This is a genomic window from Streptomyces sedi, assembly GCF_006335015.1.
GTDB lineage: Bacteria > Actinomycetota > Actinomycetes > Streptomycetales > Streptomycetaceae > Streptomyces > Streptomyces sedi.
In genome coordinates, this window is the sequence record NZ_VDGT01000019.1 from 33847 (window position 1) to 54544 (window position 20698).

Below are 20698 nucleotides of genomic sequence, written 5' to 3' on the forward strand. Positions count from 1 at the left end.
AGGCCGGCCGCCGCGCCGCGTCGGCCGAAGGTCGCCGGCGGTCGCGACCATCGTCGCCCGCCGTTGACGAAGGTATCGAAGCCGCCGGGGAAGGGCGCGGCGCCGAAGCCCCGCCGGTACGTTCGGGACCTGTGGGAGTGAGGGAGTGGGCCGCGCGCGGCGGCCACGAGGAGGACCGCCGGCAGCTGGCGGTCGACCTGGCCATGATCGGCCTCGCCGCCGTCACCACCGTCCTCACCTCCGGGGTGCTGGCCGGCGAGACCCACGAGGACCCCGACATCGTCGTCCTGGACCAGGTCGTCGCCGCCCTCGCCTGCGGCCTGCTGTGGTGGCGCCGCCGCCACCCGCTGGCGGTGGCCCTGGTCATCCAGGCGCTGGCGCTCCCGTCCCACGCCATGGCGGGCCCCATGCTGGCGTCGCTGTTCACCGTCGCCGTGCACTGCCGCACCCGCACCCTGGTGTGGCTGGTGGTCGTCAAGCTGCTGCTGATGCCGTTCAACGTCGCCCAGCGCCCCGAGTCCTCGCTCTCGGACACCGCGTCCGTCGCGATGATGCTGGTCGTGATGACCGCGGTGGTCTCCTGGGGGCTGTCGGTGCGCTACCGCAGGCGGCTGCGGGAGACCCTCTACGAGCAGGCGCAGCGCCGCACCAGGGAGGCCATCGCCCGCGAGATGCACGACGTGCTGGCGCACCGGCTGTCGCTGCTGAGCGTCCACGCGGGGGCGCTTGAGTTCCATCCGGACGCCCCCGCCGAGCAGGTCCGCGAGGCGGCGGCCGTCATCCGTTCCTCCGCGCACCAGGCGCTGGAGGAGCTGCGGGACGTCATCGGCGTGCTGCGCGGCGCCCCCGGGGATCCCGGCGACGCCGGCGCCCCCAGGCCGCAGCCGACGTGGGAGGACCTGCCGCGCCTGGCCGAGGAGTCGCGGAGCGCCGGCACCCCGGTCCGGCTGGAGCGGCGCACCGCGCCGGGCCAGGTCCCGCCGCCGGCCGTCGGCCGCACCGCCTACCGGGTGGTCCAGGAGGCGCTGACCAACGTCCGCAAGCACGCCCCGGGGGCCGAGGCCCAGGTCACCGTCGAGGGCGGCCCGGGCGCCGGGCTGACCGTGCGGGTCGACAACCGGCTCACCGCCGCCCCGGCGGTCCGGGTGCCGGGCGCCGGCGCGGGGCTGACCGGGCTGGGGGAGCGAGTCGCCCTGGCCGGCGGCCGGTTGGAGCACACCGGCGACCGGGATGGCTTCCACCTCGTGGCGTGGCTACCGTGGCCCCCATGACGATCGGTGTGCTGCTGGTGGACGACGATCCGCTGGTGCGCTCGGGGCTGCGGCTGATGCTGGGCGCTGCGGAGGACATCACGGTGGTCGGCGAGGCGGCCGACGGCTCCGAGGTGCCTGCCCTGGTGGCCGAGCACCGGCCCGACGTGGTGCTGATGGACGTCAGGATGCCGGGCCTGGACGGGCTGGCCGCCACCGAGCGGCTGCGCCGTTCGGGCGCGGCGCCCGAGGTGATGATGCTGACCACGTTCCAGGCCGACGAGCAGGTGCTGCGCGCCCTGCGCGCCGGCGCGGCCGGCTATGTGCTGAAGGACACCCCGCCGCGCGAGATCGTCGACGCCGTCCGCCGGGTCGCCGAGGGCGAGCCGGTGCTCTCACCCGCCGTCACCCGCCGCCTGATCGCCCAGGTCGCCGGCTCGGGCCGGGAACGCCGCGGTGCGCGGCGCCGGGTCGAGTCCCTCGCCGAGCGGGAGCGCGCGGTGGCGCTGTTGGTCGGCCAGGGCAAGTCCAACGCGGAGATCGCCGCGTCGCTCTACCTGTCGGTGCCTACCGTCAAGACCCATGTCTCGCGCCTGCTCACCAAGCTCGACCTCGCCAACCGCACCCAGATCGCGCTGCTGGTCCACGACGCGGGCCTGCTGGAGGAGGGATGCGGCGGAACGCCCGCGCGCCCGGCCGGAGATGAGGGCCCGGCTGGCGGCTCGTGACCGTTCCGCCCCCTCCGTTTCGCAGTTGTGACAGTGGCGATATGCAAATTGCAAGTTACCTATTGCGGACTGAACTTGGCAGTGCGACAGTGAGTAGGAAGGCGTTTACCCCGGCGTGACCCGTGGCCGAACGCGGAGGAACCACCCCTCTTCGCTCGGGTGTTGGCGGGTTCAGTGTGCGCATCCGCAGAGAAAGGCAGCGCTGATGTCTCCCCTCACCGCCGCGGCCCCCCAGCGTTTCCCGCGATCCGCCGCCGGTGAGGTCGGCTTCCGACTCCCGGCCGAGCTGAGAGCCGCCGGCGAGGCGCGCCGCCGGGTGCGGGGCGCGCTGGCCTCCTGGGGCGTGCCGGAGGAGACCGCGCGGACCGTGGAGCTGGTCGTCTCCGAACTGGTCGCCAACGCCGTGCGCCACACCGCCAGCGCCACTGTCGGCGCGCGCCTGTGGGACCGGGGGGACGTGCTGGGCGTCGAGATCACCGACGAGCACGCCGGCGCCGAGGGCCCCAGCCGCCGCGCCGCGGCCGAGGAGGACGAGTGCGGACGGGGTCTGGCCCTCGTCGACGCCCTCACCCTGCGCTGGGGCGTGGTCGCCGAAGGACCCGGTACCGGCCAGCGCGTCTGGGCCGAAGTGCCGCGGGCAGACTGGGAGATGGACGCGGCGACCGGCCGCGCCCCCCGGCGCCCCACCCCATCCGTCGCCCCCGCCGCCCCCACCGAGCAGAGGTCCTGACGCCACCCCATGGTTTCCCTCACCCACCCCGCCTCCCGCCCGCGCCATCTGCGGGCCCTGCACAGCCGCCGCCCCGGCTGGCTGGAGAGTGACGTCGTCGAGATGCCCAGGGAGGACGGCCTGCGCGTACTGGGCGCCCTGCCCCGCCCCGGCGCCATCTTCTCCGTGGGCACCAGCTGGTGGTGGCCGGTGCCGACCGGCTCCCAGACCGGTATGCGCTGGCCGGCTCCCTCCCGTTACCTCACCGACGTGCGGCTCGCCGTCGCCGCGCCGCCCGAGTGGGCCGGGGAGGGCCTGTGGGCGCCCCGGCTGATCCACTGGCCGCACCACGGCATCCCCTACAGCCAACCGCTGATCCTCTTCGTCTCCATGTGCCGTCTCGCCGGCGTTGACCCCGTCGAGACCACCAGCCCGGCCGGCGACCTCACGGCGAACTGAGCACCGTTCGCCCCACGCCGGCCCCTCCTGCGGGGCGGGAATCGTGAGGGCGCGCCAGGCGTTCCCACGGAACATGAGCACCCCGCCCGACCCCGTTCCGCCGCCGCCCCGGGCCCTGGCCGCGACCCGCTGGTCCGTGCTGGACCGCGCGCTGGTGCGCGCCGGGCGCCCGCCGGCCGAGGCGCTGCGCGGCACGGTCGACTTCGCGCGGGAGGTCGAACGGCTCGGCTACCACCGCTTCTGGGTCGCGGAGCACCACGCCGTGCCCGGCGTCGCGGGCGCCGCTCCCACCGTGCTGGCCGCCGCCGTGGCCTCCGCCACCTCCCGCATCCGGGTCGGCACGGGGGGAGTGATGCTGCCGAACCACCCGCCGCTGGTCGTCGCCGAGCAGTTCGGGGTCCTCGCCTCCCTCTTCCCCGACCGGATCGACATGGGGCTCGGCCGTTCCGTCGGCTTCACCGGCGCGGTGCGGCGCGCGCTGGGCACCGAACGCGAGGCCATGGAGGACTTCGCCGCCCAACTCGCCGAGCTGCTGCGCTACTTCGACGGCACCGGCCCGGTGCGCGCCGTGCCGGCGCAGGGCGTCGCCGTGCCGGCGTTCGTGCTGGCCGGCCGCGCCGGCGCCGACACCGCGGCCGACCTCGGCCTCCCGCTGGTGCTGGCCGCCTCGGCCGACCGGGAACGCACCCGTCAGACCGCCGACCGCTACCGGGCGCGCTTCACCCCGCGCACCGCCGGGGACCGGCCCCGGCTGCTGCTCGCCGTCAACGTGGCCGTCGCCGCGACCGAGGAGGAGGCCCGCCGCCGCCAGCTCCCCGAGGCGTGGGCCGTGGTCCACTCCCGCACCCGGGGCGACTTCCCCCCGCTCCCGCCGCCGGAGGAGGTCGCGGGGCGCCGGTTGACCGAACGCGAGGACCGCTATCTGGGCGACGCCCTGGCCGGGCAGGTCAGCGGCACCGAGGCCACCGTCGCCGCGCGCCTGGCCGAGCTGGTCGCCGCGACCGGGGCGGAGGAGGTCATGGTCACCTTCGCCACCCACGACCCGGCCCAACAGCTGGACTCCTACCGCCGGTTGGCCCGCGCCGTCGGCATCGCCGGCGCCGGGGCGTAGACCCCCGCCACGCGGAGCACGGTCACCCCACGACGCCCCTGGCCAGCCCCATCGCGACCAGGTCGCCCGGGCGCAGCCGCAGCAGGTCGGCGACCTCCGCCACCACGGCCGGGTCGGAGGCGTCGCGCTTGAGTACGGCCGCCGCCGGCTCAGGCGCCAGCACCGAGTAGTAGCTCTCCGGCGCCACCCAGGTCCGGTCCGGCGCGGTCAGCGCCACCGCGCCCCCCGAGCCGCCCTCGCCGACCAGCAGCGTCGTGACGGGCACCCGGCACCCCGCCAGCGCGGTGATCGTCTCGGCGATCGCCGCGCCCACCCCGTCCCGTTCCGCTGCCTCGTCGTTGGCGGCGCCCGGGGTGTCGACCAGGGTGAGCACCGGAACGGACAGCCGGTCGGCGAGGCGGATCAGCCGCGTCGCCGACCGGAAACCAGCGGGCGTGGTGCGCGTGCCGAGCTGGGCGACATAGCCGGCGGCCCGCCCGCCGCTCTCCCCGAAGCCGACCAGCAGCCCCGGATCGACGCAGGCCAGCGGCGCCAGCCGGTCGAAGGCGACCGCCAGATAGGCGCGCACGCCCGGCCGGTCCGCCGCCCTGGCCCTGGTCACCGCCTCCCAGCCGGTGCGCGGCGGCTCGGCCCCGCGCGGCGGCCGTGGCGGCTCGACGGGCCCCCTGGCCGGCCGGGTCAGCAGCGCCAGCCACCCGGCGACCGCCCCCGGCAGCTCCTCGGCCGGCACCAGCGCGTCCACCTGGCCGACGGCGGCCTGCGCCCGCGCGGTGTAGGCCGCCGGGTCGGCGTCGGGCGGCCTGACCCGGGCGCCCGAGAAGCCCACCTGCACCTCCGGCAGCGCCAGTCGCACGTCGGCACCCGCGCCCAACGTCGCCCAGGCGCCGCCGGTCACCGGACCGGCCAGCACCGCCAGATGCGGCAGCCCGGCGTCCCGGAGCCGCACCATCTCCCGTGCGATCACCTGGAGTTGGGTCAGGGCGTGCATCCCCTCCTGGACCCGGGTCCCGCCCGAGGCCAGCAGCGAGACGACCGGCAGCCCCAGGTCGCGCGCGGTGCGCAGCGCGGCCCCGATCCGCTCCCCGGCCGCGCGGCCGATGGACCCCCCCAGAAAGCCGAACTCGAAGGCCAGCACCACGGCCTCGCACCCGCCGACCCGCCCGACCCGCGCCAGCACCGACTCCGAGGCGCCGGAACGCTCAGCCGCCCGCCGCCTGCTCGCGTCGTAACCGGGCCAGCCGAGCGGCCCGTCCACCGGCCCGGCGCCGTCCCTGACCGGCAGCGGCGCCGCGCCCGGCGCCAGCAGCTCCAGCAACTCCCGCGCGGGGCGGGCGGTCCGGCTCACACCAGCTCCCGCTTGAGCACCTTGCCCAGCTCGTTGCGCGGCAGCGCCGCCAGGAACCGCACCTCGCGCGGACGCTTGTGCGCCGCCAGCTGACCGACCACGTGCTCGCTCAACTCCTCCAGCGTGGGCGGGGCTTCGGGATCCCTCGGCACCACCCAGGCCACCACCCGCTCCCCCAGGTCGGGGTCGGGCGCGGCCGTCACAGCGGCCTCGGCCACGCCCGGGTGCGCCAGCAGCACGTTCTCGATCTCGCCCGCGCCGATCTTGTAGCCGCCGCTCTTGATCAGGTCGGTCGAACGGCGCCCCACGATCCGGTAGCCGCCCGTGGAGTCCCGCGTCGCGACGTCCCCGGTGCGGAACCAGCCCTCCGCGTCGAACGCGCCGGCCGTCGCCTCCGGCTGGTTGAGATAGCCGCTGAAGAGGTTCGGGCCGCGCACCTGGATCTCGCCGACCGTCTCGCCGTCCCCCGCCTCCAACGGGCGCCCCGCGTCGTCCGCCAGCCGCACCTCGACGCCCGGCAGCGCCACCCCGACCGTGCCGGTCGCCGGCGGGCCGTCCGCGCGGACGCTGGTGTTCATCAGCGTCTCCGTCATCCCGTAACGCTCCACGACCCGGCGGCCGGTCGCCCGCCAGATCCGCTCGTGGTCGGTCAGTGGCAGCGGCGCCGAGCCGGAGACCAGCAGCCGCGCCCCGGCCAGCGCCCCGGCCAGCGCGCCGTCCCGCTCCGCCGCCTCGGCCAGCCGGTGGTACATCGTCGGCACCCCGAAGAGCATCGTGCCGCCCGAGGCCAGCGCGGAACGCACCCCGTCCGCCGAGAAGCGGCCCAGATGGCGCACCGTCCCACCGCGCCGCAACGGGCCCAGCACGCCCAGCACCAACCCGTGCACGTGGAAGAGCGGCAGCCCGTGCACCACCACGTCGTCACCGGTCCAGTCCCAGGCGTCGGCGAGCGCGTCGAGCGTGGCCGCCACGGCCCGCCGGGAGAGCGACACGCCCTTGGGCGGCCCCGTGGTGCCCGAGGTGTAGACGACCAGCGCCGGCTGCTCGGGGTCGACGGCGGGCGCGGCGGGCGGCTCCCGGCCGTCGCCCGCCGCCTCGACGGCCACCGCGACCACCGGCAACTCCGCGAGCGCCGGCGGGAGTTCGGCGCCGGGCTCGGCCAGCACCAGCGAGGGCTCGCTGTCGCCGACCACATGGGCCAGCTCCCGCGCCCCGCTGCGCGGGTTGAGCGGGACCACCGGCACGCCGGCCGACAGGGCGGCGACCACCGCGACGGCGGTGCCGGGCGTCGGGGTCGCCCACACCGCGACCCGGGACTGGTCGCGCAGCGTCTCGGCGAGCGTGAGGGCCGCCGAGCGCAGCGCCGGGTAGTCGAGTATCTGGTCACCGAAGTGCAGCGCGGGCTTGGCCGGAGCGACGTCCAAGGCCGGGAACAGGCAACTCATCCGCTCATGCTAAGCGCGGCACGGCCCCCTCAGGGGGCCGACCGGCCTTCGTGGCGGGGGCTACCCGCCGGTCACCTCGGGGAAGAAGTTCTGGAACGCCTCCGTGGAGTCGCCGAGCGCGCGGGCGTAGGGCGCGTCGAAGTACCAGATGAGGAAGAGCAGAAAGGTGATCAGCGCGCTGAAGAGCCCGGCCAGCAGCAACTCCCTGCCGGAGCGCTGGATCTGGAGGGTGAAGACCATGCCGACGGTCACCGCCGCGCCCGCCAGCAGCCCGACCCACACCACGGCCGGCATGGTGGACTCCGCGCTCTGGCCGCGCCCGGCCCGCGCCTCGTCGACGTCCGCCGCCTCGTCGAGCAGCGCCTGGTAGGCGGTGACCTCGGCGAGGGTGGTCGGCTCGCGCTCGGCGACGGTCTCGCGCAGCGACGCGAGCAACTCCTCGCCCTCGTCCGTGAGTTCGTTGGCGTCCAGCATGTGGTCCCACTCCGGGCCGACGGTCTGCGCGACATAGGAGTCGACCGCCGCGCGGATCTCCGTCGCGTGCTCGTCGGGGAAGACGGCGGCGCGCTCGGTCATCTCGTGCAGTCCCTGGGCCTCCTGCCGCACCCACTCGTCGGCGGCGGACCGTTCCTCCCAGACCCCGGCGATGGCCAGGCCCAGCACGATCGCGTAGACCACGCCGATCATCATCGTCATGTACTCGATGACGTCGGGTGTCTCGCTCGGGTCGTCCTGCCGTGTGCTCTGCCGCCGCTGCCGCAGTACGGCGACGATCAGCACCACCGAGCAGGTGGCGAGGACGGCGAGGGTGAGGACCAGCCATTCGGACATCGAACGGTCTCCCTGGGGCTACGAGACGCGGGAACGGGCACGGGAACGGGGGCGGAGCGCGGCGGCTGCCAGGACCGCGGGGGTGACGACCAGCAGCATCCGGCTGACCACCGACTGCTTCGGGGCGGGCGGCGGAGCGGCGGACACGGTGCGGACGGCCGCCGACAGCGGCAGGGTCGCCGCAGGCGGCGGGGGAGCGGGCTCTCCCGGCTCCTCCGGCTCCCCGGGCGGCGCCGGATCGTCCGGTGTCCCGGGAGTCCCGGGGGGCGGCTCCGGGCCGGCCGGGGGCGGTGGGTCCTCGGGCTCCGGGGCGGCCGGCGGCGCTGGCGCTTCGCCCGGGGGCGCGGACGGGGGCTCGGGACCCGGTTCCGGCGGCGGGGGCTGGGGCTCCTCGGCCGGCGGCGACGGCGACGGGCTCGGCTCGGGCGGCGGGGGAGTCGGCTCGGGCTCCGGGGTGCGGCAGTCCCAGAAGACCGGCTCACCCGCGATCGCGCACGAGTCGCCCGGCCGCCCGGCCGCCGACGCCTGCCCCCCGAACCCGGCCACCAGCGACACGGCGGCGCCGAAGGCGCCGAGGGTGTTCCGCCACGTTCGCCACGCGCTCGTCGTTCGCTGCCCACTCGTCACGGGTCGATCCTGACGCCCCACCCGTCACGGAGCGGCCGTTGCGCTAGCTTTTCGCCTTATCCGGTGAACCGATCAACCCCTGCGGGGGGTCACTCGTTCTTCCGTGCGTGCAAGTCCACGCCGTCGAGCGGCAGTTGAGGCGCGGGCGCCCTCGCTCTCCGGGGCGGCTCAGCCCGTTCGACCGGCCCGTCCGGCCGCCAGCAGGCGTGCCGGGTCGTCGAGCGCCGTGCGCACGGCGAGGCCGGCGGCGCCGCGCAGCGGTCCGTCGGGGCCCAACGGCGAGGCGGTCACCGGCAGCGGGGTCTCCCGGCCGCCGGCCGCCACCGCCGTGCGCCGGCCCAACTCCCGCCGCAGCGGCGGGAGCAGCCACGGCGCCAGCCGGGTGAGGGTGCCGCCGATCACCACCCGGCGCGGGTCCAGCAGGTTGACCGCGCCGGAGAGCGCGATGCCCAGCGCGGTGCCGGCGCGGCGCACCGCCCGCAGCGCGGTCGGCTCGCCCGCCTCGCAGCGCGCGGTGAGCGCGCCCAGCCGCACCCCGGGGCCCGGCTCGATGCCGGCGGCGCGCAGCACCGCCTCCTCGCCGGCGTAGGTCTCCAGGCAGCCGCGCCCGCCGCAGCCGCAGGCCGGCCCCTCGGGCCGCACCGGCACATGCCCCAACTCGCCCGCGAACCCGTGGGCGCCGCTGAGGAGTTGGCCGTCCAGCACCACGCAGGCGCCGATGCCGATCTGCGCCGACACGTAGACGAAGCCGTCGGCCGCCGACTCGGCGCGCGACCACAGCTCGGCGAGCCCGCCCAGGCTGGCCTCGTTGTGGACGGTGACCTCGCCGAGGTCGTCGGGGAGCAGCCCGCCCAGCTCGACGTTCCGCCACCCCAGGTTGGGCGCCCGCAGCACGGTGGTGCCGTCCCGCGGCACCAGGCCCGGCACGGCCACCGCCAGCCCGGCCGGGCGGAGCCCGACACCGTCGGCCTCCGCCCGGGCCCGGCGGGCCAGCGCCCGCAACTCGGCGAGCACCGCCTCCGGCGGGCGGTGCTGGGCGCGGAACTCCTTCTCCACCCGGACCCTGATCTCGCCGCGCAGGTCGGCGGCGCAGACCGCGAGGTGGTCCACCCCGATCTCGGCGCCGAAGCCGCACGGTCCCCGGTCCGTCAGCCGCAGCTGGCTGCCCGGCCGGCCGACCGACCCCGAGCGTCCCGGCCCCTCCTCCACCAGCAGTCGCCCGCGCAGCAGTTCGTCCACCAGGGTGGAGACCGCCGCCCTGGTCAGCCCGATGCGGGCGGCCACCGAGGCGCGCGAGAGCGGCCCCTCGGAGGCGAGCGTGTGCAGGACCCGCGAGAGGTTGAGCTGACGCATCGCCGACTGCGACGTGGGCGCCGGTTGGACCACCTGGACTCCCGTGCTGTTGAGCGGGCGTTGACCCCGCGTTGCCCCGCGGCTCAGTGGCGCCGCAGCAGCGCGTCCGCGTCCGCGAGGGTCGCCCCCAGCCTCTCCAGCGCCGCCTCGTCCCTGGCGACGGCCGGCAGCGAGGGCCCGCTTGCGGTGTCCCAGTCGCGCGCCACGGCAGCCGCCTCCCGGCCCAGCAGCAGCCCGGCGGCCTGCGCGGCGGCGCCGAGCGCCACCAGCTCCTCGGCCACCGGCACCCGCACCGGGCGCCCCGAGAGCCGGCGGACCGTCTCCCGCCACGCGGTGCCCCTGGCGCCGCCGCCGATCAGCAGGATCGGGGCCTCGGGGTCGGCCCCCTCGTCGAGGACCAGGTCGAGCGCCTTCAACAGCGCGAAGACCGCCCCGTCGTAGGCGGCCTGGAGCAGCTGGCCCGCGCTCGTGTCGTGCCGCAGCCCGTGGAGCAGGCCGGAGGCGTAGGGCAGGTCGGGGGTCCGCTCCCCGTCGAGGAACGGCAGCACCACGGCCTCCCCGCCGGCCTCCACCGCCTCCCGGTCGCGGCCCAGCAGCGCGGCGAACCGGTCGACGGCGAGCGTGCAGTTGAGGGTGCAGGCCAGCGGGAGGAACGCGGAGCCGGCGTCGGCGAAGCCGGCGACCGTGCCGGTCGGGTCGGACGGGCGGCGCTCGGAGACCGCGTAGACCGTCCCCGAGGTGCCCAGGCTGAGCACCGGGGTACCGGAGACGAGGCCGAGGCCGAGCGCCCCCGCCATGTTGTCGCCCGTGCCGGCGGCCACCGGGATGCCGGCGGGCAGCGGCAGCCCCTCGGCGACCGTGCCCGCGGCCTCGCCCTGGCCGACGACCCGGGGCAGCAGCGCCGGGTCGAGGCCGACATGGGAGAGGACGCCCTCGTCGTAGCTCTCGGTCGCCGTCGACCACCAGCCGCTGCCCGAGACGTCACCCCGGTCCGTGGTGCCGGCGGTCACCGGATGCCCGGCGAGCCGCCCGGTGAGGTAGTCGTGCGGCAGCCGCACCGCCCGGGTCGCGGCGGCGGCGTCCGGCTCGTGCTCGGTCAGCCACGCCCACTTGGTCACCGTGAACGAGGCGGCCGGCACGCTGCCGACCCGCTCGGCCCACGCCTCGGGGCCACCCAAGTCGGCCAGCAGCCTGTCGCGTTGGGGCGCCGAGCGGGTGTCGTTCCACAGCAGCGCGTTGCGCACCGGGCGGCCGTCGGCGCCCAGCGTCACCAGCCCGTGCTGCTGGCCCGCGACCGCGACGGCCGCGGCGCGCCGCGCCGGCTCCCCGCACTGGGCGAGCGCCGCGGTCAGCGCCTCCCACCACACCTCGGGGTCGCTGTCGTGCGCGGCGGTCACCTGGTGCGGGGCCTGGCCCCTGGCGACCACGGCGCCGCTGGCGGAGTCCACCACCAGCACCTTGGTGGACTGGGTCGAGCTGTCCACGCCGACCACCAGGGGGCCTTCTGCTGCGGTCATCGCGCTCGGTCCTTCCGTAAGCCACGGGCGAGGGGGGTTCCTAAGGTGGGCCCTCGCATACTAATTTGTTAACAGCCATGACGAAATACTGGGGAGCCGAGGAGCCGCCAATGTCATTCCAGCCCACCCCCGAGGACAAGTTCAGCTTCGGTCTGTGGACCGTGGGCTGGCGGGGGAACGACCCGTTCGGCGACGCCACCAGGCCCGCGCTCGACCCCGTCGAGTCGGTCAACCGGCTGGCCGAGCTGGGCGCCTGGGGCGTCACCTTCCACGACGACGACCTGATCCCGTTCGGCGTCTCGGCCGACGAGCGCCAGCGCCACGTCAGCCGCTTCCGGAAGGCCCTGGACGCCACCGGCGTCGTGGTGCCCATGGTCACCACCAACCTCTTCACCCACCCCGTCTTCAAGGACGGCGGCTTCACCTCCAACGACCGCGACGTCCGCCGCTACGCCCTCCGCAAGGTGCTGCGCAACATCGACCTCGCCGCCGAGCTGGGCGCCCAGACCTTCGTCGCCTGGGGCGGGCGCGAGGGCTCGGAGAGCGGCGGGGCCAAGGACGTGCGCGCCGCGCTCGACCGCTTCAAGGAGGCCTTCGACCTGCTCGCCGACTACGTGGTGAGCAAGGGCTACGACCTGCGGTTCGCGATCGAGCCCAAGCCCAACGAGCCGCGCGGCGACATCCTGCTGCCGACCGTCGGCCACGCGCTGGCGTTCATCGAACGACTGGAGCGCCCCGAGCTGTTCGGCGTCAACCCCGAGGTCGGCCACGAGCAGATGGCGGGACTGAACTTCCCGCACGGCATCGCCCAGGCGCTGTGGTCCAACAAGCTCTTCCACATCGACCTCAACGGCCAGACCGGCATCAAGTACGACCAGGACCTGCGCTTCGGCGGCGGCGACCTGCGCGCCGCGTTCTGGCTGGTCGACCTCCTGGAGGCGGCCGGCTACGAGGGGCCCCGGCACTTCGACTTCAAGCCGCCGCGCACGGAGGACATCGACGGCGTCTGGGCCTCGGCCGCCGGCTGCATGCGCAACTACCTGATCCTCAAGGAGCGCGCCGCCGGCTTCCGCGCCGACCCCGAGGTCCAGGAGGCGCTGCGCGCCGCCCGCGTCGACGAGCTGGCCAGGCCGACCCTGGACGAGGGGGAGGGCTTCGAGGAGCTGCTGGCCGACCGTTCCACCTTCGAGGAGTTCGACCCGGACGCCGCCGCCGAGCGCGGCATGGCCTTCGAGGCGCTCGACCAGCTGGCCACGGACCACCTGCTGGGCGTGCGGAGCTGACGCGACGGCCGCCGCTCCCACCGCGCCGGGAGCGGCGGCCCCGTGTGCCCCGGGGCCTCCTCCCCGGGGCCTCGCGGGCTCGCGACGCCGGCGCCTCCCGGGCCCCGGGGGCCGGGGGAGCACCGCGTCGCGGGGGCGCCTCCCAGCCGCGAGGCCGGGGGGAGCCGTTCACCGACCCGCGAAGACCCGAAAGAGACGGCCTAGCCCTGCCCGTCCCGTTCGGGGTAGAGGCAGAACTCGTTGTCCTCCGGATCGGCCAGCACCAGATGGTCCTCGTGGCGGGTCAGCACCCGGGCACCCAGCCCCGTCAACCGCTCGGCCTCCGCCTCGACATCGGCGGCCAGCACGTCCGGGTGGACGCGGTTCTTGCCGACCGCCGGCTCCTCCACCCGCTGGAACCACAGGCGCGGCCCGCCGCCGCCCTCCGGCTCCACCAGCACCGTGGGGTCGTCCTCCGGCCCCTCGAAGCCCAGCGCCCGCAGCCGGGCCAACTCGGCCTCGTCGTAGGGTGCCACCGCGTACCCGTCGAGCGCCGCCGCCCAGAACCGGGCGACGGCCGAGGGGCGCGCCGCGTCGAAGACGAAGTCGTGAAGTCGTGCCATCCGGCCCATACTTCAGGCCCGCCCGCCGCGGCGCCAGCGGATACCGCCCGGGTATCACAGCCGGGTGGCGGTGCGGACCAGCGCGGCGAGCGCGCGGGAGCGGCTGTGCGCCGGCCAGGCGAGGTGGCCGGCCACCTCCGGCGCGTCCACCAGCGGCACGGCCGCGTGCGCGGACCACAGCCAGGAGGTGGCGGACTCCGGGAAGACCGCGGCGGCGCGGCCGAGGGCGATCAGCTGGGCCAGCTGCGTCTGGTCGTGGATCTCGGGCCCCGGCCCCGGCGGAAAGCCGTCCCTGCCGGGCCAGCGGGCCAGCGGCAGGTCGGGAACGGCGCCGACCTCCGCCATCGACAGGCTCGCGCGCGCCGCGAGCGGATGCCCGGCGGGCAGGACCGCCACCTGCCCCTCGGTCGACAGCCGTTCGCTGTCGAACCCGGCGAGCGAGCGGGGCGGCACGTGCAGCAGCGCCACGTCGGCGCGCCCGTCGCGCAGCATCTCCTCCTGCTCGCACACGCCGCTGGGCACCACCTCCACCTCGGCCGAGCCGGGCTCCGCCGCGTGGGCGGCGAGCAGCTTCCGCAGCAACTCGTGGAAGGCGCCGGCCTTCACCGCCAGCACCAGCCGCTCGCCCGCGCCCCCCTCCGCGCCGGCGCGGCGCGCCCGCCGCCCGGCCGCCAGGGTCGCCTCCAGGGCAGCGCGCCCCTCGTGCAGCAGCGTCCGGCCGGCGTCGGTCAGCGCGACGCCCCGCCGGTCGCGCGCCAACAGCCGCACGCCCAGGCGCCGTTCCAGCCGCTGGATCGCCCGGGACAGCGGCGGCTGCGCCATGCCCAGCCGCTCGGCTGCCCGGCCGAAGTGCAGCTCCTCGGCCACGGCCACGAAGTACCGCAGCTCGCGCGTCTCCAGGGGGACCTCGTCCATGGCCCCACGGTACCCGCTGATACCGGCCGGGTATCACGACGCCTCGCATCGGTATTGGCGGCGCCGCCCGCCGCCGGGCCACGATCGGTCCATGCACACCTCCTCCACGCCACCCGGCGGCACCTGGACCCTCGGCGACCTCACCGTCACCCGGGTCGGCTACGGCGCGATGCGGCTCGCGGGCCCCGGGGTCATGGGCCCGCCCGCCGACCACGAGGGCGCCCTCGCCGTCCTGCGCGAGGCCGCCGACCTCGGGATCACCCACATCGACACCGCCGGCGCCTACGGCCCCCGCGTCACCAACCGGCTGATCCGCGAGGCGCTGCGCCCCGCGGCCGGGAAGCCGCCGCACATCGTCACCAAGGTCGGCGCCGTCCGCGACGCGGACGGCGGCTGGCCCCCCGCCCGCCGCCCCGAGGAGCTGCGCCGCGCCGTCGAGGAGAACCTGGAGGACCTCGGCCTCGACGCCCTCGACGTCGTCAACCTCCGCCTCGGCGACGCCACCGGCCCCCGCGAGGGCTCGCTCGCCGAGCCCTTCGAGGCCCTGGCCGCGCTCCGCGACGAGGGTCTGGTGCGTCACCTGGGCGTGAGCAACGCGACCCCCGCGCAGGTCGCGGAGGCCCGTTCGCTCGCGCCCCTGGTCTGCGTGCAGAACCTCTACAACCTCGCCCACCGCGGGGACGACGCGCTCGTCGACGAACTCGCGGCGGCCGGCATCGCCTACGTGCCGTTCTTCCCGCTCGGCGGCTTCACCCCGCTCCAGTCCACGACGCTCTCCGCCGTCGCCGGCCGGCTCGGCGCCACCCCGATGTCCGTCGCCCTCGCCTGGCTGCTGCGCCGCTCCCCGAACATCCTGCTGATCCCCGGCACCTCCTCCGTGGCCCATCTGCGGGAGAACGTCGCCGGCGCCGGACTGGAGCTGCCCGAGGCGGAACGCGCCGCGCTGGACGGCATCGCCGGCTGACCGGCGCCGCGCCCCGTCAGCCGCGCCGTCGGCGGACGGTCAGCGCGGCCAGGCCGCCGACGACCAGCGCCACCCCGAACCAGCCGAACGCGTCCAGCCGTTCGCCCACCACCGTCACCGCCAGCACGGCGGCCACCAACGGCTCGAAGAGGCTGAGCGTGACCGCCGTGCTGGCCCGCACCCGGGCCAGCCCCGCCCCGAAGAGCAGATAGGCCAGGCACATCGGCACCACCGCCAGATAGCCCGTCACCGCCAGTCCGCGCGCCGACCCCAGCAGCGGCCCGCCGGTGACCGCCAGGACCGGCAGCAGCACCAGCGCCCCGAGCCCGAAGAGCGCGCCCATCGTCGCCCGCGCCCCGTGCCCGCCCCGTATCAGCCGGGACGCGCAGTAGGAGTAGCCCGCGTAGCCGGCGCCGGCGAGCACGCCCAACGCCACGCCGGCGGTGGGCCGTTCGCCGCTCGTCGCGTCGCCGCCCCCGGCCAGGGTCAGCACCGCGCAGCCCAGTCCGGCGGCCACCGTCGCCGCCCACCAGCGGCGGCTCAGGGACAGCCCCTCGCAGCCGCGCTCCAGCAGCGCGGCGAAGACCGGCGCCGAGCCGATGCTCACCACCGTGCCGACGGCGACCCCCGCCCAGGCCATCGAGGTGTAGAAGGCGAGCGGGTAGACAACGATGCCCGCCGCCCCGCACAGCGACCACAGGAGGGGGCCCCGCCGCACCACGGCCCAGGCAGACCGCCAGGCCAGCGCGACGGTGAGCAGCCCGCCGAGGCCCATGGTGGCGGCGCCGAGCGCCAGCCCCGAGGCGCCGTCGGGCGCCAGCGTCGCCGCCGTGCCGGTGGTGCCCCACAGCCCCGAGGCGGCCAGCACCAGCCAGGCGCCGCCGACCAGTCGGGGGGCGGGGGAGGGAACGGATGGGGGAGCGGGGGCGTCGCCCGCGCCCGTGGAACCGGGAAGCCCGGAGGAAGACGTCATGGGATCAGGTGTCCTGTTCCGTTGGATTCCGACGAGGGACCAGCGGAGGGCACACTCGATGAGCCGGCCGCGCGGCGGCGGTCGGCGGAGACGAAGCGGTGAGCCGTGCCCTCAGCGGGCGAACGGCGGCGGGGTGACCCGGTTCCAGTAGGTCGGCATGGCAGCAGGCTAACCCGAAAGGGGGACCCGGCGACACCAGTCGGCGATCAGCGCGGCCACCTGGGCCGGCCGCTCCTCGTGCGGGTAGTGGCCGACGTCCGGCCACACCACCCGCGACGAGAGCGGGTGGGCCGGCAGCGAGGCCTCCCATGCGGCGGCCTCGGCGTCCGTGTGCAGCGCGAACGCCGGGCAGCGCCGCCCGGCCAGGAAGGCCGCGGCCTCCGCCCGCAGCCCGAAGGCGCCGGGCGCCAGATACATCCCCTCGCGGTATTCGGCCAGCACCCGCGGATCGGCCGCCCCCAGCAGCCGACGGTGCCGCTCGGTCAGCTCCGGCGGAGTGGCGGGGCCGCGGGCGCGGTCCGCGAAGCGCGCCGCCCACGCCGCGCCCTCGCGCTCCAACGCGGCCTGCTCGGCTTCGAGTCGCTCCCGTGTCGCCCTCCCGCCGAAGCCGGTGGCGAGGGTGCCGGTGGCCCGCGTCAGCCGGGGCCGGTCGACGGCGAGCGCGGTCACCACATGGCCGCCCATCGAGTGCCCGACCGCGACCAGCGGGCCGGTCCCGAGCGCGGTGAGCCAGGCGGCGAGGTCGGCGGCGACGAGGCGGGGCGTGTGCCGCCCGGGGCTGGCCGGCGTCGCGCCGTGCCCGGGAAGGTCCGGCACCAGCACCCGGTGCCGGACCGCGAGCCGGTCGACCACCCCGGCCCACTCGTGACGGTCCCCGCCCCACCCGTGCACCAGAAGCACCACGGAACCCGCGGCCCGGGCCTTTGGCGGCCCTGTGTCGAGCGCGGCGAAGAAGGGCGAACGGGCGGCGGTCACCGGCGACTCCCGGGGGGACGGCGGGGGCGCGCCCGATGCTACGCCGCGCGGGCGCGCCGGGGCCGGTCAGCCGTCCCCGTCGCCGTCCTTGCCCTTGCGGCGGAACCAGCGCCGTTTGCGCGGCTTGTCGCCGCTCTTCTTACGCGAGCCCTTCTTGCGGCCCGAGCCGTGGACCCAGCCCGCCGGGGGCTCGTCGGAACGCCAGGGCTGCGGGGCGGGACCGCCGTCCTTCCAGCGCTCGCGGAGCATCCGCGTCCTGGCGGTCGGCTCGCGCACCTCGGCGCCGCGTATGAAGCTCTCGTCGAGGACCAGGTTGTCCCAGTCCTCCTCGCGCGGAGCGTCGTCGCCTCCGCGCGGCTCCTCCTGATCCGAGGGCCCCGTCCCCATGAGCTGCCTCCTCATAGCCGTATAGCCGTTGGTGCGCGGAGTCCAACGCCAGGTGAACGACCGAGGCCGCCGCCGGGTTCCGGCGACGGCGTTCGGGCCACGGTACAGCAGCGGACGGCGAGGGCGACCCCGGGCGCGGTGTCCGCGAGTGAGCTTCAGGAGCGACGCTCGGCCGACTCCGTCTCGTCCTCCCCGGACGCCTTGCCCTCCGCCGCCTCCGCCTTGAGCCGCTCGGAGCGGGTGGCGAGGAGGCTGGTGACCGTCGTGACGATCAGCACGCCGCAGATCACACTGAGCGAGAACATGGTGGAGATCTCCGGGGTGTGCACCCCGGACTCGTGCAGCGCGTGCAGGATCAGCTTGACGCCGATGAAGCCGAGGATCACCGACAGGCCGTAGGAGAGGTGGACCAGCTTCTCCAGCAGCCCGCCGATCAGGAAGTAGAGCTGGCGCAGACCCATCAGCGCGAACGCGTTGGCGGTGAAGACGATGTAGGCGTCCTCGGTGAGGCCGAAGATCGCGGGGATCGAGTCCAGCGCGAAGAGGATGTCCGTGCTGCCGATGGCGAGCATGACGACCAGCATCGGCGTGATGAGCCGACGGCCGTTCTCCTGGATGAAGAGCTTGGTGCCGTGGTACTGGTCGGTGGCCGGGAAGCGCCGCTCCACCATCTTGAGGAAGCGGTTCTCCTCGTACTCCTCGTCCTCGGCGTTGGCCTCCTTGATCAGCTTCCAGGCGGTCCAGATCAGGAACGCGCCGAAGATGTAGAAGATCCAGGAGAAGCTCGCGATCAGCGCGGCGCCCATCGCGATGAATCCGGCGCGCAGTACCAGCGCGATCAGCACGCCCACCATCAGCACCCGCGACTGGTACTCCGGGGGGACGGCGAACTTGGTCATGATCAGCACGAAGACGAAGAGGTTGTCCACGCTCAGCGACTTCTCGGTGACATAGCCGGCGAAGAACTCGCTCGACGGTGTGCCGCCCTCGAAGACCGCCAGACCGATCCCGAAGAGGACCGCCAGCACCACCCAGAAGATGGTCCAGATGCCGGCCTCCTTGAGGGAGACCTCGTGGGGTTTGCGTCCAAAGAAGAAGTCCACGGCGATGAAGGCGCACAACACCACCACGGTGAGCACCCACATGGTCAACGAGACGTCCACTCTTCCTCCGGTCCTCTGCGCGCGGCATGACGTGTTTCCGCGCGGCGTGCCGTCGCGGCTCGGCCAATAGTAATGGAACGGTAAAGTGGCGTGTCCGGGTATGCCTCGCTTGCGGGCGGAAGTGCCTTTGCCCGCCCATGACTCGGCGTCCACGGAGGGGGCGCGAGGGGCGCTCCCCGCCCACTGGGAGCGTGCCACGGGCCGGCCCCGGCCGGCCGCTCCGCCCGCGTTGTCGGCGGGTCGTCGGCGGGGCGCGGCTCCGGTCGCCGGCGGGTCACCGGGTGGCCGATGTCGCCCGAGAGGCGGTCAACGCGCGTAAACGCGGCGGATCGTGTGGGGGCGCGATCAGGAGGCGGTCAGCGGCAGTTCGGCCCACACCTCGTGCCCGGCGCCGGCCTCCCCCGGCCGGACCCCCCACACCTGCGCCAGGGAGCAGACCAGCATCAGCCCCCGGCCGCCCTCGTCGTCCTCGTGCGCCCGCCCGGGCGCGGGGCGCGGCCCCGCGCCGCCGCTGGCGACCGCGACCCGCAGCAGCGAGCCGGCGAGCCGCACCTCGCAGCCGACGCTCTCGCTGTCGGTGTGGCGGAGCGCGTTGGTCACCAGTTCGGAGATGACCAGTTGGGCGCTGTCGCAGGCGTCGCTCGGGGTGCGCCACTCGGCGAGCTGCTGGCGGGTGAGGCGGCGCGCCTCCGCCGCCGAGGTGGGGGCGGCGGGCAGCCGGAACCGCAGGCAGCCGCCGGGCAGCGCGGAGCCGTGGCGTCGTGCCTGGAGTGGGACATGCGGGGAGGAAGCCACGTCACCACTGTGCGGGGCGCCCCTCGCATCCGGCAAGAGGCATCCTGCAAATTACAGATTCATCCGTTGCACTCTGTTGCTCCCGGTGACCGCGTGGCAGACTTTTTCCCTCACAGACGGAAGTTGGCGGGGACGGAAGGTAACGGGGGAGGTGCGGTGGCCGGTGGCCAGGGCGGTGGGGCCGCCACCGTGTTGCGGGTGGTGCTGGGCCGTCGGCTCCACGACCTCAGGGAGGCCGCCGGGCTCTCCTTCGAGGACGCGGGGCGGGCCCTGGACGTCACGCACGCCACCGTTCGACGCATGGAGAAGGCCCAGGTCGGGCTGAAGGTCCTCTACGTCGAGAAGCTGCTGCGGATCTACGGGGTCACCGCGCGGGACGAGGTCGAGGCCTTTCTCGCCCTGGTCCGTGAGGCCAACCGGCCCGGCTGGTGGCACGGCTACCGCGACGTGCTGCCCGAGTGGTTCAGCGCGTTCGTCAGCCTGGAGGCCGAGGCCGACCTGATCCGCGCCTACGAGCCGCACTACGTCCCCGGGCTGCTGCAGACGGAGGCGTACGCCACCACCGTGCTCCGTTCCGGGCTCCCGCACGCGCCCGCCGCCGAGATCGAACGGCTGGTGGCGGTGCGGACGGCCCGTCAGCGGGTCCTGCTGAGGGAACGGCCGCCGCTGCTGTGGATCGTGCTGGACGAGACGGTGCTGCGCCGTCCCGTCGGCCCGCCGGGGCTGATGCGGGGCCAGGTCGGCCGGCTCATCGAGGCGGTGGCCTCGCCCCACGTCAGGCTCCAGATCATGCCGTTCGCGGCCGGGCACCACCCGGCCATGTACGGTCCGTTCCATCTCTTCCGGTTCCCCGTCGCCGAGCTGTCCGACGTCGCCTGCGCGGAGAACCTGGTGGGCGCCGCGTACTACGACCAGCCCGAGGACGTCTCCACCTTCCGCGAGGCGCTGGACCGGATGTGCGCCCAGGCCGCGCCGGTGGCCCGCACCGAGGCCATCCTCAGCGGAATACGCAAGGAGCTCTGAAGCCATGGAACGCGTGTACAACGGGATGCCGGCGACTCTCCTGGGCACCGAGGGCTGGCAGAAGCCCTGGAGCGGGGGGAACGGCGGCAGCTGCGTGGAGGCGCTGCGGCTGACGGACGGCCGGGTGGCGCTGCGGCAGTCGACCGACCCCGAGGGGCCGGCGTTGATCTGCTCGTTCCACGAGATGGCGGCCTTCATCCGGGGAGTGAAATCGGGGGAGGCCGACTACCTCCTGGCCTGATC

22 protein-coding genes are annotated in these 20698 nt (G+C 75.5%); 9 read left to right on the plus strand and 13 right to left on the minus strand.

Annotation, left to right across the window (positions count from 1 at the left end; all coding sequences use genetic code 11):
* The first annotated feature begins 131 nt into the window (after positions 1–131).
* From FH715_RS21875 to FH715_RS21895, 5 genes are all read left to right on the plus strand, one after another.
* Complete coding sequence (locus tag FH715_RS21875) at positions 132–1271, plus strand: sensor histidine kinase (RefSeq protein WP_139647982.1); 1140 nt, start codon at positions 132–134, stop codon at positions 1269–1271.
* A complete protein-coding gene (locus FH715_RS21880) occupies positions 1268–1978 on the plus strand; it encodes a response regulator (protein WP_139647984.1) in 711 nt (236 codons plus the stop codon). Before FH715_RS21875 ends, FH715_RS21880 begins: the two co-directional genes overlap by 4 nt.
* Positions 1979–2183: 205 nt before the next feature.
* The gene (locus tag FH715_RS21885; RefSeq protein WP_139647986.1) at positions 2184–2708 is read left to right on the plus strand and encodes an ATP-binding protein; all 525 of its coding nucleotides are present in this window, start codon (positions 2184–2186) and stop codon (positions 2706–2708) included.
* 9 nt (positions 2709–2717) lie between these two features.
* Complete coding sequence (locus tag FH715_RS21890) at positions 2718–3146, plus strand: hypothetical protein (RefSeq protein WP_139647988.1); 429 nt, start codon at positions 2718–2720, stop codon at positions 3144–3146.
* A gap of 73 nt (positions 3147–3219) precedes the next feature.
* A complete protein-coding gene (locus FH715_RS21895; protein WP_139647990.1) occupies positions 3220–4257 on the plus strand; it encodes an LLM class flavin-dependent oxidoreductase in 1038 nt (345 codons plus the stop codon).
* A 22-nt stretch (positions 4258–4279) separates the two neighbouring features.
* Here FH715_RS21895 and FH715_RS21900 read toward each other — a convergent pair whose 3' ends face one another.
* The 6 genes from FH715_RS21900 to xylB form a co-directional block, all read right to left on the minus strand.
* Positions 4280–5602, minus strand: coding sequence for a carboxyl transferase domain-containing protein (locus FH715_RS21900; protein WP_211367734.1), 1323 nt, complete (start codon positions 5600–5602; stop codon positions 4280–4282).
* The gene (locus FH715_RS21905; protein ID WP_139647992.1) at positions 5599–7047 is read right to left on the minus strand and encodes an AMP-binding protein; all 1449 of its coding nucleotides are present in this window, start codon (positions 7045–7047) and stop codon (positions 5599–5601) included. Before FH715_RS21905 ends, FH715_RS21900 begins: the two co-directional genes overlap by 4 nt.
* Before the next feature lie 60 nt (positions 7048–7107).
* Positions 7108–7878: a bestrophin-like domain gene (locus FH715_RS21910; protein ID WP_139647994.1), complete on the minus strand. Its 771-nt coding sequence runs from the start codon at positions 7876–7878 to the stop codon at positions 7108–7110.
* An 18-nt stretch (positions 7879–7896) separates the two neighbouring features.
* A complete protein-coding gene (locus tag FH715_RS21915) occupies positions 7897–8505 on the minus strand; it encodes a hypothetical protein (RefSeq protein ID WP_139647996.1) in 609 nt (202 codons plus the stop codon).
* 168 nt (positions 8506–8673) lie between these two features.
* Positions 8674–9858 (minus strand): ROK family transcriptional regulator, encoded by a 1185-nt coding sequence (locus FH715_RS21920; RefSeq protein WP_139647998.1) that lies wholly within the window; start codon positions 9856–9858, stop codon positions 8674–8676.
* An 83-nt stretch (positions 9859–9941) separates the two neighbouring features.
* Entirely contained in the window at positions 9942–11375 is a 1434-nt protein-coding gene (gene xylB / locus FH715_RS21925) for a xylulokinase (RefSeq protein ID WP_139648000.1), read from the minus strand.
* Between the two features lie 110 nt (positions 11376–11485).
* Between xylB and xylA the strand changes: the two genes are divergently transcribed.
* Positions 11486–12658 (plus strand): xylose isomerase, encoded by a 1173-nt coding sequence (xylA, locus tag FH715_RS21930; protein WP_139648002.1) that lies wholly within the window; start codon positions 11486–11488, stop codon positions 12656–12658.
* A gap of 200 nt (positions 12659–12858) precedes the next feature.
* On the opposite strand, the gene FH715_RS21935 is transcribed toward xylA, so the two are convergent.
* Complete coding sequence (locus tag FH715_RS21935; protein ID WP_139648004.1) at positions 12859–13260, minus strand: VOC family protein; 402 nt, start codon at positions 13258–13260, stop codon at positions 12859–12861.
* A gap of 54 nt (positions 13261–13314) precedes the next feature.
* Positions 13315–14175, minus strand: a complete 861-nt coding sequence (locus tag FH715_RS21940) for a LysR family transcriptional regulator (protein WP_139648006.1) — start codon at positions 14173–14175, stop codon at positions 13315–13317.
* Between the two features lie 91 nt (positions 14176–14266).
* Here FH715_RS21940 and FH715_RS21945 point away from each other — a divergent pair, with 91 nt between their 5' ends.
* Entirely contained in the window at positions 14267–15139 is an 873-nt protein-coding gene (locus tag FH715_RS21945) for an oxidoreductase (protein WP_139648008.1), read from the plus strand.
* A 16-nt stretch (positions 15140–15155) separates the two neighbouring features.
* Here FH715_RS21945 and FH715_RS21950 read toward each other — a convergent pair whose 3' ends face one another.
* The 5 genes from FH715_RS21950 to FH715_RS21970 form a co-directional block, all read right to left on the minus strand.
* Positions 15156–16112 (minus strand): DMT family transporter, encoded by a 957-nt coding sequence (locus tag FH715_RS21950; protein WP_139648010.1) that lies wholly within the window; start codon positions 16110–16112, stop codon positions 15156–15158.
* Between the two features lie 168 nt (positions 16113–16280).
* Positions 16281–17087 carry an alpha/beta fold hydrolase gene (locus FH715_RS21955; protein WP_139648012.1) on the minus strand — a complete coding sequence of 269 codons (807 nt, stop codon included), beginning with the start codon at positions 17085–17087 and terminating at the stop codon, positions 16281–16283.
* Between the two features lie 66 nt (positions 17088–17153).
* Positions 17154–17474, minus strand: coding sequence for an SGM_3592 family protein (locus FH715_RS29100; protein ID WP_342782184.1), 321 nt, complete (start codon positions 17472–17474; stop codon positions 17154–17156).
* Between the two features lie 155 nt (positions 17475–17629).
* Positions 17630–18637 carry a TerC family protein gene (locus FH715_RS21965; RefSeq protein ID WP_139648014.1) on the minus strand — a complete coding sequence of 336 codons (1008 nt, stop codon included), beginning with the start codon at positions 18635–18637 and terminating at the stop codon, positions 17630–17632.
* A 345-nt stretch (positions 18638–18982) separates the two neighbouring features.
* Entirely contained in the window at positions 18983–19432 is a 450-nt protein-coding gene (locus FH715_RS21970) for an ATP-binding protein (RefSeq protein WP_246108886.1), read from the minus strand.
* 198 nt (positions 19433–19630) lie between these two features.
* Between FH715_RS21970 and FH715_RS21975 the strand changes: the two genes are divergently transcribed.
* Together FH715_RS21975 and FH715_RS21980 are read left to right on the plus strand one after the other, a co-directional pair.
* Complete coding sequence (locus FH715_RS21975) at positions 19631–20455, plus strand: helix-turn-helix domain-containing protein (protein ID WP_425472761.1); 825 nt, start codon at positions 19631–19633, stop codon at positions 20453–20455.
* Positions 20456–20459: 4 nt separating this feature from the next.
* Complete coding sequence (locus FH715_RS21980) at positions 20460–20696, plus strand: DUF397 domain-containing protein (protein WP_139648017.1); 237 nt, start codon at positions 20460–20462, stop codon at positions 20694–20696.
* The last annotated feature ends 2 nt before the right edge of the window (positions 20697–20698 follow it).